The sequence below is a fragment of the Chitinivibrionales bacterium genome, assembly GCA_014728215.1.
Classification (GTDB): domain Bacteria; phylum Fibrobacterota; class Chitinivibrionia; order Chitinivibrionales; family WJKA01; genus WJKA01.
In genome coordinates this window covers 15,168-28,236 of sequence record WJLZ01000150.1, presented here as the reverse complement: position 1 = coordinate 28,236, position 13,069 = coordinate 15,168, and the positions used below count along the sequence as shown (strand labels likewise).

The 13,069-nt window shown below is 42.9% G+C and carries 9 protein-coding genes and 1 tRNA gene; 5 read left to right on the top strand and 5 right to left on the bottom strand.

Annotated elements, in window-relative coordinates; translation table 11 throughout:
• Positions 1-14: 14 nt before the first annotated feature.
• The 4 genes from hflB to GF401_12890 form a co-directional block, all read right to left on the bottom strand.
• Positions 15-2,054, bottom strand: a complete 2,040-nt coding sequence (gene hflB / locus GF401_12905) for an ATP-dependent zinc metalloprotease FtsH (protein MBD3345954.1) — start codon at positions 2,052-2,054, stop codon at positions 15-17.
• 191 nt (positions 2,055-2,245) lie between these two features.
• Entirely contained in the window at positions 2,246-3,634 is a 1,389-nt protein-coding gene (tilS, locus tag GF401_12900; GenBank protein ID MBD3345953.1) for a tRNA lysidine(34) synthetase TilS, read from the bottom strand.
• A 33-nt stretch (positions 3,635-3,667) separates the two neighbouring features.
• Positions 3,668-3,741: transfer RNA gene (locus GF401_12895), tRNA-Met, on the bottom strand.
• 137 nt (positions 3,742-3,878) lie between these two features.
• Positions 3,879-4,643, bottom strand: coding sequence for a glycosyltransferase (locus tag GF401_12890; protein MBD3345952.1), 765 nt, complete (start codon positions 4,641-4,643; stop codon positions 3,879-3,881).
• 127 nt (positions 4,644-4,770) lie between these two features.
• Here GF401_12890 and GF401_12885 point away from each other — a divergent pair, with 127 nt between their 5' ends.
• From GF401_12885 to GF401_12870, 4 genes are read left to right on the top strand one after another with little or no spacing between them, the layout of a single operon-like run.
• Positions 4,771-5,907, top strand: coding sequence for a glycosyltransferase (locus GF401_12885; protein ID MBD3345951.1), 1,137 nt, complete (start codon positions 4,771-4,773; stop codon positions 5,905-5,907).
• A 6-nt stretch (positions 5,908-5,913) separates the two neighbouring features.
• Positions 5,914-7,827 (top strand): asparagine synthase (glutamine-hydrolyzing), encoded by a 1,914-nt coding sequence (gene asnB / locus GF401_12880; protein ID MBD3345950.1) that lies wholly within the window; start codon positions 5,914-5,916, stop codon positions 7,825-7,827.
• Between the two features lie 2 nt (positions 7,828-7,829).
• A complete protein-coding gene (locus GF401_12875) occupies positions 7,830-8,594 on the top strand; it encodes a methyltransferase domain-containing protein (GenBank protein MBD3345949.1) in 765 nt (254 codons plus the stop codon).
• Between the two features lie 50 nt (positions 8,595-8,644).
• Positions 8,645-9,526, top strand: a complete 882-nt coding sequence (locus tag GF401_12870) for a hypothetical protein (protein MBD3345948.1) — start codon at positions 8,645-8,647, stop codon at positions 9,524-9,526.
• An 11-nt stretch (positions 9,527-9,537) separates the two neighbouring features.
• Here the strand turns inward: GF401_12870 and GF401_12865 are convergent, their stop codons facing one another.
• Positions 9,538-11,901, bottom strand: coding sequence for a hypothetical protein (locus GF401_12865; protein ID MBD3345947.1), 2,364 nt, complete (start codon positions 11,899-11,901; stop codon positions 9,538-9,540).
• 202 nt (positions 11,902-12,103) lie between these two features.
• On the opposite strand from GF401_12865, the gene GF401_12860 reads away from it, so the two are divergent.
• Positions 12,104-13,042 (top strand): flippase-like domain-containing protein, encoded by a 939-nt coding sequence (locus GF401_12860; protein ID MBD3345946.1) that lies wholly within the window; start codon positions 12,104-12,106, stop codon positions 13,040-13,042.
• Positions 13,043-13,069 lie beyond the last annotated feature (27 nt).

Below are 13,069 nucleotides of genomic sequence, written 5' to 3'. Positions count from 1 at the left end.
GGAGCCTGGCCTTTTCAGGATTGCGCTTCGTTATTATCCTCTGCCTTGCTCTCATCCGGATTAGCGGCAGCCTTTCCGGCCGGACTTTTTGTGTCGGCCTCTCCAGAGGAAGCAGAGGTGCTTTTTTCAATTTTTACTTCAGCTACTACTTCTTTGTCTTTTTCTTTCTTGCCATTTCCGTTCACAGCATCAAAGAGAGAACGGGTTTTCTTGGCGGTCGCCAGGGACTCTCCTTTGATAACCTTTTGAATTTCTTCAAGATCGAGCATTTCGTGCTCCAGGAGAGCATTTGCGAGACGATCGAGTTCAATCCGGTGTTCGGTAAGGATTGTTTTTGCTCGATTGAGCTGCTCCTCGATAATTTTTCGCATAATCGAATCGATCGCATCGGCGGTTTTATCAGAGTAATCCCGGTGATGAGAAATTTCCCTGCCTAAAAATATCTGATCGTCCTTTTTACCGTAACTGAGCGGTCCGAGTTCTTCTGTCATACCATAGTCACAGATAAGTTTCCGCACGATTTCGGTGGCCTGTTTGATATCATTTGCCGCACCGGTGGTCTGAACATTAAACACCAGCTCTTCGGCAACTCTGCCGCCCATCATGATACAGACACGATCAACAAGGTACCCCTTTGTGTAGCTGTGCTTATCTTCTCCGGGAAGCGAGAAGGTCACACCAAGGGCCCGTCCCCGGGGGATAATGGTCACTTTATGCAATGGATCGGCTTCCTTGCAGTAGATATTACAGATAGCATGGCCTGCCTCATGATAGGCGGTGTTTGTTTTTTCTTTATCCGAAAGAACCATACTTTTACGCTCAGCTCCCATGAGGACCTTGTCTTTAGCTTCTTCAAAATCGAGCATGGTAACCTTTTCCTGGCCGAAACGGGCAGCCATAAGGGCTGCTTCATTTACCAGATTTGCCAGATCGGCGCCTACAAATCCGGGTGTTCCCCGGGCGATAGTCATCAGATCGACATCGGGCCCAAGCGGTATTTTGCCTTCCGTATGCACTTTGAGAATTCCATCACGACCTTTCACATCGGGTATATCAACGACAACCTGACGGTCGAATCGTCCCGGACGAAGCAAGGCCGGGTCCAGTACGTCGGGCCGGTTGGTTGCTGCGATAAGGATAATACCGGAATTTTCTTCGAAGCCGTCCATTTCGACAAGCATCTGGTTTAGGGTCTGTTCACGCTCATCATGCCCGCCACCGAGTCCTGCGCCGCGTTGACGACCCACAGCATCGATTTCATCGATGAAAATGATACACGGGGCACTCTTTTTGGCGGTTTCGAAAAGATCGCGAACACGTGACGCTCCCACACCCACAAACATCTCGACAAAATCCGAGCCGCTCATGGATAGAAAGGGTACAGCGGCTTCACCGGCAACACACCGGGCAAGAAGCGTTTTTCCGGTCCCCGGAGGGCCTAAAAGCAGGACTCCCTTGGGAATCTTTCCACCGAGTTTATTGAAACGCTGCGGATCTTTAAGAAACTCGATAATCTCTTCAAGCTCAGCCTTGGCTTCCTCAACACCGGCGGCATCCTTGAATGTGCTTTTCGGACGATCGATATTCTGGAACTTGGCCTTGTTCTTGCCAAAGGAAAAAATCCCCCGCTGGCCGGCCTGCATGTTGCGAAGCATGAATACCCAGAACAGGATCATCAGTACCCAGGGTAGAATACTGAGCACAACATCGCCAAAGGCTATCTTCTCCGGCTCAAACTCATAAGGAAATCCCTTCTCGTCCCATTCCTTGAGCATTTCGGAATCGATGTAGGGAAGGTTAACTATGAAGGTCGTGCTGGAAGGCGCACTTTTGTTTGTTTGAAACTCCTCAAGGGGTTCCGGGCTCTCCAATACACCCTGCAGCACTGCGTGACGAAGGCCTTTCTGAATGACCGTGGCCCTGACAATGCGGGCATCCGGATCTTCCAGCAGTGTTTGGAACTGGCTATACGATATCTGCGTTTCTCTGAGGGAATCAAACCTTTTGACGAGTTGCAGACCCAGTACCACGACGGCTATGACTAAAAACCACATAAAAATCGTTTTTGAAGGGTCTTTCCCCGGCTGTGGTTTTTTCTTGTTGTCTCCTGAATCAGAATTCTGTTTCTGGTCCTTCTTTTGAGAAGGAAAAAACTTCTTTAAATTCTTCTTCTGACCTTTTTTTTCTTCCTGGTCCAAACTATTCTCCCGAACTATTTACTGCCAATTTGAGTAAAAACAATACTTTATTCACTGTTATTCTTAATATATGAAATCCTTAAAATAGATGTCGTCTTTGAAGTGATGCGAAAATCTTCACCGATTTGCACACCCGGGATCCATATAATATTACTATATTTCGAAGCAAGGACGCCAATATTATCCCGTGCAGTTTTTTCGATTTTCTGCTTTTTTAAATACCTTGATGCTTTAACAGGATGCAAAAACCCCAGGGGTCGGAACAGGTCGTTCCTGCTCAGAGTTCTATATTGTACAATATCGGGCAGCTTACCGGCATCTAAAAAAACAGTAAAATTATCGCCCTTTCTGTATTGCACGTTGTTGATATTTTCAACAAAATCGGCGGAGATCAGTGCACTGGTGTCGGGTATGGTTGTACGCCCCGGCATTGAAAGCACGTACGAAAAAGGCTCAGACGAATTTTCTTCCTGCGAGGCCAATGAAAAAAGGATCGTCTCTTTTCCGGGAAAGTATCGCCACATTCCAGGCAGGAGGTATGTTCCGGATGTTGTTTCCCGGTTACTCAGGATTGATGTTACATGCTGCCTGGTGAAAGGAATGGATCTCTGTCTGAATAAATGAGCGATAGATTCACATGCTAATGCCTGGTCTTCCAGCCCTGATTTTAAGATGTTAAAACGGTCATCACTACTTGTTACTACGTTTTTTTCGATCCACTTATTTATCCGGCGAGAAACCATGTCCCAGATATTCCGGGCTTCTACGCTGCATTGGGAAATATGCTCAATCGCTGAGGGATTGTTGTCAATCAGAAGGGGAAGCACCTGATGTCTGATCCTGTTACGGTTAAAACGAACGTCTTCATTTGAATGATCGTGATAGAATGAACAACCCTTTTCTGCCAACCATTTTTCGACACACCGGCGGGTAATGCAGAGCATGGGTCTGATAATGTTATCATCTCGTTTAGGCAGAATGCCGCATAGTCCTTTGAGCCCTGTTCCGCGCATGAGACGCATGAGAACAGTTTCCGCCTGGTCGTCGGCGGTATGGGCGGTCGCACAGTATGTATATCCCCGGCTTCTCATGATTTCACCGAAACAGGTATACCGCTCTTTCCGCGCCCACTCTTCAATGCCGGAATCGGAAGGTTTCTTCGCACTGAGCCTCTTCACATGGCATCGAATGCCGGCATTTTCGGCCAGGGAACAAACAAAACGCTCTTCGGCATCCGATGCTTTGCCGCGCAGGCCATGATTGATATGAACAACACCGAGCTTTGAAAAAGGAAATGTCTCTTTCAAATGGAGCATTACATGAAAAAGCGCAGTAGAGTCGGCCCCGCCGCTTACCGCAAGCAGAATCGATGAATTGGGTTCAATAAGCCGGGTGCAGGATGCGAGAATCTCATCATAAAAAGTATTGGAATACATAGCAGGAAGGAAAAGCCGGAACGGCAAAAAAAATAGCAGCGCAGGGATTCGAACCCCGGACACTCGGATTATGATTCCGATGCTCTAACCAACTGAGCTACGCTGCCATTACTATTAAAACTGATTTAAAATAGCATGTGGTTCTGAGCATGTCAAAGGCAGATAGGTTTTTTCCAGATCAAAGGTTAAAGCGATCAATCCCATGCTCTTTGTGGAACTTTTTTTTAAAATGACCCGGCAGCTCTTACATATCGCCGTTTTGGGGAAAGGGAAAAAGGTTAGTCCGAAATATCCCCATTCGTGCAAGCCGGTAACAGATTGCCGTCGCCAGACAACCAAATCCATACCTCACCGATCGTGCAAAATTAATTGATGACGCTTCTTCGAAATATTTTGTGGGACAGCTCACTTCGGCGATAGTATAGCCATGCCACAATATCTGGGCAAGCACCTGGTTATCGAAGACAAAGTCATCCGAATTCCGGTCAAATGGTATTTTTTCTAAAAGCTCGCGGGAAAAGGCCCGGTAGCCGGTATGATACTCCGATAATTTAGCATGCATGAGCATATTCTCGAAAAAAGTCAGGGCCCGGTTGGCATAATATTTCCATTGCGGCATGCCGCCTTTTAAGGCATAACCACCAAGAATCCGCGAACCCAGAACGCAATGGTAAACCCCGTTACCGATCATCGACGCCATAGCCGGAATCAGCTGGGGGGTATATTGGTAATCCGGATGGACCATGATAACAACGTCGGCATCTTCTTCGAGCGCGATCCGGTAACAGGTTTTCTGGTTTGCCCCATAGCCTTTATTGAGGGCATGCCTGACCACCTGCGTTTTCGGCAGCGAATCGGCAATGAATGCGGTACGGTCCCTGCTGTGATCATCAACCACAATCACCCGGTCGACAAAATCCTGGTCCAGCACTTCCCGATGGGTTTGCACAATAGTTTCCGCGGCATTATACGCGGGCATGACGACGATTACTTTTTTTTGGCGGTACATTATGTTATACTCAAGCGAGTGTGCATTCGGAATACGATTCTTGTATAAAAATAATACCACATTGAGTCGGCACTGAAAAGGAAAAAGTACTGGTCAATTGAATCAGCGATAATATAATACGCGTGGCATGAAAATTTTAATGGTAAATTATGAGTTTCCCCCGGTGGGTGGCGGCGCCGGAAGGGCAACCCGGCATCTTTGCGAGAAGATTGCCGCCCAGGGAGTTGATGTTGATGTTGTAACCTCCCGGGGAGCTACAAGGGAAAAATTCCTATGTGGAAAGGCCCGTGTATTTTCACTACCGGTTCATCGGAAATCTATTCACCAGACTGGATTGCGAGGAATGATAGCGTTTGTTTGGCACGCCGTTTATTGTATAAGAAAACTCATGAAGACCGAATCATACTCGCTTATTCATTATTTTTTCAGTGTGCCGACAGGGATGATTTCACTGGCAACAAACAGATCGACTCCCTATATTGTGTCGCTACGGGGAGGAGATGTTCCCGGCTATAATCCCGGCGAATTTCAGATATTGCACTTGTTGCTCAAACCGGTGAATATAAACATATGGAAGCGTGCGGCACGGGTTGTCGCCCTGAGCGAACATCTGGGAAGAGCAGCCCAAAGGTCATGGAATCGATTGCATTTTTCCACGATTCCCAATGGTGTCGATACTCGCCTGTTTCATCCTAAAAGAAAAAGCCGGGATTCTGAGAAATGTTTGAATCTTCTTTGTGTTGGTCGGCTGGTTCCCTGGAAAGGAATTGATTACCTTCTTGACGCCGTCGCTCTAATCGATGAATTTGAGTGGAAATTAACCCTAATCGGAACCGGTCCTTTTAAAAATCATTTACTTAAAAAAGCAGAACAACAGGGTGTGAATAAAAAAATCCGCTTCATTGAAGCTCAGCCGCACGAGGAGTTACCGAATTGGTATTCAAATGCCGATATTTTTGTTCTTCCTTCCTTCGGCGACAGCTTCGGGCAAGTATTTCTGGAGGCCATGGCTTGCGGCTTGCCTGTTATCGCGGCACAATCAGGAGAAATCCAAAATATTCTGTGTCATGAAAAAGGAGGGCGGCTGGTTAAACCACGTGATAGTATATCGTTAAAAAAAGCACTCCTTTTCCTTGGAAAGAATTCAGGTTTGCAAAAAAAAATGGGAAATTTTAATAGAGAAATGGTTGTGGAAAAATATAGCTGGGATGCTGCTGCAACCGGCTATGTCCATGAGTATACACGAGTTACTTCGGCGAGTTAAATAAGCATGTGTGGAATTTGCGGTATATATTCACCGGGAAAAATATCAGAAACCGATATCCACTGTATGCACCGCATGTGTTCGGTAATGCGGCACAGGGGACCGGATGATGAAGGCCATTATCATGATGACTATGCAGCGCTTGGAATGCGCCGATTGAGCATCATTGATATTAAAGGTGGACATCAACCTCTCTCCAACGAAGATAAAACACTGTGGATTGTATTCAATGGTGAGATATATAATTTTCAGCAGCTTCGTAAAACATTACAGAATAAGGGACATACGTTTTCATCAAATTCGGACACCGAGACAATTATTCATGCCTATGAGGAATATGGAGATGCCTGTGTTCATCATTTGGTTGGGATGTTTGCGTTTGCACTCTGGGATTCAAGAAAACATCGGTTATTCGCAGCGCGTGATCGTTTGGGACAAAAACCGTTTTATTATTCAGAAAGCAATGGAAAGTTTTTCTTTGGATCCGAACTGAAAACGATTCTCTGCGACAGCAAGCAATCCAGGACACTCGATGAGGTGGCGCTTCATCACTATTTAACACTTCAATATATCCCCGATCCCTTTACCATTTACAAAAACATTCACAAGCTTCCACCGGCCCATGTTCTTACGTATGACAGGAACGGCATTACCCTGAAGAGTTACTGGGATCTGAGCTACGAACCAAAATTGAAAATTTCCGAACAGGAAGCCGAACAGGAGCTTCGACGGTTGATGATGAATGCGGTACAACGGCGTATGATTAGCGAAGTTCCCCTGGGAGCATTTTTGAGTGGCGGTATAGATTCATCGATTATTGTCGGGTTAATGGCGCAGCAAGCTACAAAAAAGATCAAAACATTTTCAATAGGATTTTCGACCGATTCATTCAACGAGCTTCCTTTTGCACAATCAGTAGCCGATAAATGGAATACGTACCATTCCGAATTTATCGTATCCCCCGATCGCTTATCGGATATACTCCCGAAAATTGTGGGCGCTTTTGATGAGCCCTTTGCCGATTCCTGTGCAATACAGACCTATTATCTTTCTCAAATGACAAAAGAACATGTAACGGTGGCGCTTAACGGAGATGCCGGTGATGAAGCATTTGCAGGGTATCCTCGGTATTGGCTCGATACCTGGGTTGCGCCCTACAGCATGCTGCCGCAGTTTATAACACAGAAGCTTGTACCAATGGTTCTTTCGCCACTCAGAGAACCGGATAATGTCCCGATAGAAGCCAATTGGATTATGGGTTTAAAAAGGCTGTCACAGGTAGTCAGAGTGCCAAAGGAAGCAAGTATTATTCGGTGGGGATCATTTTTTGACGAGCAGTTCAAGCAGGTTGTTTACAAAGACGAGTTGTATCAGAAGGTTAAGGATTCGCCTACATCAGATCTCCTTAAAGAGGCTTTTTCCAATGCTGCGGCGCAGTCATTCGTCGATAAGACACTCGCTGTTGATACTCGATTTTACCTTGCCGGAAACGGTCTGACAAAAACAGATCGTATGACAATGGCCCATTCGCTTGAGGGAAGATCGCCCTTTTGTGATCACGAGCTTTTCGAGTTTTGCGCTCGATTGCCGGTCGAATTCAAGCTTAAGAATCGGAATACAAAATATCTGTTGAAAAGAACATTTTCTGATATGCTGGGGCATAAGCTTACTAAAAGACCCAAGCGTGGTTTTGCCGCACCAATCGAAATGTGGCTTAAAGATCCGCTCAAAGAGCAGGTTCGAGAAACACTTCTTTGTTCATCCGCTGATATTCATGAAATGTTTGATGTTTCTAGTCTGAAAAGCCTTATCGATGAGCATGAAAGAGGCAGGGCAAATCATGGGAGGCGTATCTGGGCCCTTGTTGTGCTTGAGGAATGGATGAGGCAGAGAAGAGCAAATCTCACTGAAAGGAAATAGATATGAAACTTTCTGAAGCGACTTCACAATTCTATGACAAACACTGGGCGGATTTTCCCCTTGATATTAAAAAGGTTGCTGATCATCTTATACATCTATTTCCTGAAGGAGTTGAAGGAAAAAGGGTCTTGGATGCGGGATGCGGAAGTGGAATTGTTTCACTTGCATTTTCTAAGCTGGGTGCAGATGTTTTAGGTGTCGATGCCTCTGCTGAATGTATCAATAATTCAAGGGAAAGAGCTAAGCAGTTTGGCCTTGGCGCTTTATTTGAACGTCACGATCTTACACAACTTGATCTGGGAGAGAAAAGGTTTGATATAATCTATAGCTGGGGAGTATTGCATCATACAGCTGATGCAAGAGAAAGCTTTGATCGATTAGTTCGACACTTAAGTCCGAAGGGAAAGATTGTTATTGCCGTGTATCTAAAGACATGGCTTTCGGGTTTTTGGAACTTTAGCCGGATTTTCTATCAGAAAAGTCCCTGGCGCATAAAGAAATTGATTCAGACCCTGTTATCAATTTTTCTCAGAATTTTTGATATGATTCACATAGCTATTTACGGCAAGGAAAATTATTACGAGCGGGGAACACAAAACGCAGAACTAATAAATGATTGGTTTGGCGTGCCCCAGAGAACCTTCCATTCCTATAACGAAGTTTTCAATTGGTTTAAAGAAAATGATCTTGAGTATAAATTAACAAACCCAGCGACCGGAAGGTTTAAATCAACATCAAATTTCGAAGTAGTAGGAACTGCACACTAAATAACGGCAGAGAGATGTCGAGTTCTGAATTTGCATAGGTATCCTATTAAATGATAACAAATGAACATTTTCTCGATTTTGTTTATATTGGAGCACCACGTGCGGGGTCAACATGGCTGGCAGCAGCGCTATCCGAGCATCCGCAGATATGGATACCTCATAATAAAGAACTCCATTTTTTTAATAGATATTCTCTCTATCCTACCTATTTTTCCTATCCGAAGGGCATTGATTATTATCGGCAATATTTTGTTAAAGCGCCGGAAAACGCATTGCTGGGAGATATATCCCCGCTTTACTATTTTGATTCTGATACTGCGCAAAGAATCGTTCGGCATTTTCCTGAAGTGAAAATCATTGCGCTTCTTAGAAATCCGGCTGATGTTGCTTTTTCAGTATACTTAAAAAGAAAAACGCAAGAATTTCGCAAGCCGACGTTTGAACAGGAATTAAAAAGGGATAAACGATTTATCGATCTCGGTTATTATTTTAGGCAATTGAAACCATATTTTGATTATTTTCCAAGAGAAAATATTGGCATCTGGATTTATGAACACTTTTTCGATAATCAGGAGGAGAGTATAAAAAATGTTTATCATTTTTTAGGCGTAGATTATAGATTTGTGCCTGGTGTTATAGGAAAAAAAATCAATGCTGCCAAAGATCCGGGCCCGAAAATAAAAATAGCTTTAAATGGATTAGCAATTTTGTTGTTGAATACTCCGGTACTTTTTCCAATAAAAAATATGCTGCATAAATTAAAGATAAACAAAACCAACTATTCCGTTTCTCCGGGTCAGAGAAAGCCGCCGAAGGAAAGGCTTTCAGAGGAAACCAGAAGATATCTTATGAAAAATTATGAGCCGGATATTTCGCACCTGGAAAAATTATTGAATATTGATCTTGGAATATGGCGAGCAAAGCTCCGGTAACTGATCTGTTACTACCCACGTCTTACTTTCCTTATACCCCAGAAGAAAAAACAGCAAAAGAGTAGAATCCAGGATGAGAATAAAACGACTCTCCCAATTTTGCGGGGAGTGGAAGTCAGTATTAACGTTACCGAATGGGTGCCTTCCCTTATTGGTATCGCCCGCATTATATAATTTGCTCTGTAAATTGGTTGGACATCGTTGTCGACAAAAGCTTTCCAGCCGGGGAAAAAGCTGTCGCTGAGAACAAGAAACCCGCTTTTTCGGGTTTTAATTTGTATTGCAACTTCTTTTTCAGAAAGGTAAGTCAATCGGATATCGTAATGTGGTGGACGTGTAGAATCTTTCGAGTTGATTATATATGGTTCTTCAGGATTTTGTTCCAGTATTACCGTGGTTTTGAAATTTTCATCGGTGAATTGGGCCAACCGGTTGCGAAGGCTGTCTCTATTGGGAATAACCGTAAAACTATCAACAAAAAAGGCTCGGGGAAAGGCGTTTTTATTTTTAAAGATGTTCATTTCACCGGAATAAACACGGGATAGGGAAGGGTCGTTTATTCCCATTCCCGGCGGAAAGAGAATATATCGGGTATTTATGAGATTGATAAGCGGTGATCCGAATTTGTTGAAACTAAGCCATCGTGAAATTTTTTCGGGCGCCGCTCCAGTATATCCCTGCTGACTAAGGTGAATATATTCGGCATACCGTTCCGGATAAAAGGAGGCGTATCCACCGATATCATCAATGCCAAAAGGAATAAACGAGTTATGGAGAAAGGGACCGAAACTCATAATCCGATAGTGTGATTTGTCCTGTAATAAAAAGTTTATGCCCGGTGTTGCAGGATATTCAAGTTTTCGTGAAGACCGGGTATTGTAATTATATCCGAAACCAACAAGGTCAACCAGAAGGAGAATGATAATAAGGAAAAAGTAGCTGTTATTTGATGGGGTGTGAAAAATAAACAATGAGAGAATACCAAGGGCCAAAAGGGAAAAAAGAATTTGAATACCGAAATGCTTAAATGAAAGCGTAAAATGATCGATGATTTTATCCGACAGCATGTCGGGTTTAGGGATACCGGTAAACCATTGTATACCCTGTTCCGATTGAACAAAGGCGACAATTAGTATTATCGCGGTTATAAAGACGATGCTTATTGAGGCAAAACGGAAAAAGCTTATCCTATGGCGAATCAAATTGTCAAGTGTCAAAGAAGCAAGTATCGCTGTGCAAAAACCGGTAATGTAAAGAATCCGGGTGGGAGTCGACAAATCAAGGCCGGGGACAAATTTATAAAGAGGTAAATAGAGTACTGTACCCATCGCCATGAATAACGTTATTATAAAAGAGAGAAGAAAAAACAAAACAAACCTTTTACGAATATATAACAGAGAAAGAAAACATAATATTATCGGCACAATGCCGGCGTACAGACACATTTCGTTGAAATTGTTGTATGCCTGGTTGTCTCGAATAAGCAGATTAATTTTTGATACCGGACTGCCGAAAAATTCCGGAAAGACATAGGTAACAAGATGCCTGGCAGGAATCTTACCGGCCTTTTCAAATAATTCATTAAAACTGTAGGCTTTTCGATGTCCTGCACCGGCAATACTCACATTATTTATAATACTGGTCAGATTTATGATGCAGGCACATGATGCAATTACCCCTAATAGGATAAGCTGACGGATTATATTTTTAAATCGGGTTTCGGAATGTTTCCAAAATCGAAGATAAGAGAAAAAAATGTATGCTATCGTGAACAAGCCCTGATAAATGAGAATATGAATGTTTCCAATCGATATTGCATAAGCTATACCGGCAAGAAGAAAGGTGCCGGTTTTTATGCTTTGCCTGTTTTTGAATAATTCAAAGGCATAGAGGATGGCCGGAAAGGTAGAAGCCATCATTATTATTGTTTCAAACTCGAACCATACCATTACATATCCATTAAACATCCATGCAATCGCCCCTAAGAGCGACGCTTTTTTTGATACCCCGATTTTTGAGAGGAAGAGAAAGGCAAAACATCCTGCAAGGAATAGATGGATAAATAACAGTAAATCATGAGCAATGCTCACCGGGAAAGTATGAACTAGAAGCATCACAAGAGGATTGCTTGCCTGTCGTCGAATTTTGCCGCAAAAAATGTGGCTGTTCCAGTAACCGAATGGCGCCTTATTGTCTTTATTTATGAGGTGATCGGGATAAAAAACGTTCACCGGATCGGTGATCAGCGGATTATTAATTGAAACGTTCTCTGAATAAGACCGCCAGGGGAAATAGCGGGAGAGAGTATCAAAGGCATAAAATGTTTTGCCGGAAAACAAAGCCGGAGCAAAAAACAAAACGGAAACAACCAACAAAAAAAGAAGGCAGAAAAGTGAATGTTTGTTTAATAGTCTGGTGTTCATGGGCAAAAAAGAGTAATAAACGATGCTCTATCTTCTGATGTACTGGTCCTTACTGAAAAAAATGTTTAAGAGACCATCCCATTATAGTAGCATAATATATTGTAATTAAAAATTTTATGAAAAAGTGCGTGCATAAAAGAATATATTCAAGATTATGAAGTATTTAAAATTTCTGGTCAAGTTAATCATATCAATCGGATTGGTTGTATGGATATTTTTTAACATCGAAATGAAGGCTCTCGCCGGGGCATTTTCCAAAGCAAATATCGTATTTCTGCTAATCGGAGTAATTATGGTATTTGCCAGGCACCTCACAAATTGTTTTCGGTGGAGAGAATGCTTATTTGATAATAAAAACAGGGTTCCATTTTCGTATCTCCTGTTTTCCTATTTTCCGTCACTTGTGATCGGCCATATATTTCCAACAGAATATGGCGGCGACATTTTACGAATCAATGATATAAATAAGAAAACAGGAAATATGGCCCAATCTATAGGCAGTGTCTTTTTCAGCCGGCTTTCGGGATTAGTAACGGTAGCGATCGTTTTTATTTTCATTTCACTGATTCGATTTGAAACGATACCGCTACCAAAGCTTTCTCTTTTCATCGTACTTGCAGCGTGTTTTTTGGTCATAGTTTTCCTCGTTATTTTTTCGGACGGCTTTTTAAAAAAAATGCTTATCAGAACCGGCGTTATTCAGATTAATAAAATAACCTCGGGAAAGAGGTTTAATGTCGCCCTTTCCCTTATTCCAGATTACCGAAAGCATCTTCCTTTAATTGTTTTTTTCTCACTCCTGTCAATATTGTTCATGACGGTAACAAATTGGATGCTGGTACGTTCAATTGGGCACCATGTTTCATTCAGTAATATTGTCATTCTGATTTCGGTTCTTTCATTTATCAGCATAGTTCCAATCAGTATTGGCGGTATCGGGATCAAAGAAGCTACCTTTATCCTTTTTTTCAAGGAGCTTGGAATTTCTGCAGAAGACGCCTTGGCGATAGGACTTTTAAATCGTTCAATTCAAATAATTTTCCTTATGGGTGCTGCTGTGTTGTTTCCAATCAGAAACAGATTCATGAAATAAAAGCATATTCTGCTTCCAATTTCGTAT

Excerpts from the sequence above, each read along its gene's own strand:
- hflB (MBD3345954.1), bottom strand. The coding sequence starts at position 2,054 with ATGTGGTTTTTAGTCATAGCCGTCGTGGTACTGGGTCTGCAACTCGTC.
- tilS (MBD3345953.1), bottom strand. The coding sequence starts at position 3,634 with ATGTATTCCAATACTTTTTATGATGAGATTCTCGCATCCTGCACCCGG.
- GF401_12890 (MBD3345952.1), bottom strand. The coding sequence starts at position 4,643 with ATGTACCGCCAAAAAAAAGTAATCGTCGTCATGCCCGCGTATAATGCC.
- GF401_12885 (MBD3345951.1), top strand. The coding sequence starts at position 4,771 with ATGAAAATTTTAATGGTAAATTATGAGTTTCCCCCGGTGGGTGGCGGC.
- asnB (MBD3345950.1), top strand. The coding sequence starts at position 5,914 with ATGTGTGGAATTTGCGGTATATATTCACCGGGAAAAATATCAGAAACC.
- GF401_12875 (MBD3345949.1), top strand. The coding sequence starts at position 7,830 with ATGAAACTTTCTGAAGCGACTTCACAATTCTATGACAAACACTGGGCG.
- GF401_12870 (MBD3345948.1), top strand. The coding sequence starts at position 8,645 with ATGATAACAAATGAACATTTTCTCGATTTTGTTTATATTGGAGCACCA.
- GF401_12860 (MBD3345946.1), top strand. The coding sequence starts at position 12,104 with ATGAAGTATTTAAAATTTCTGGTCAAGTTAATCATATCAATCGGATTG.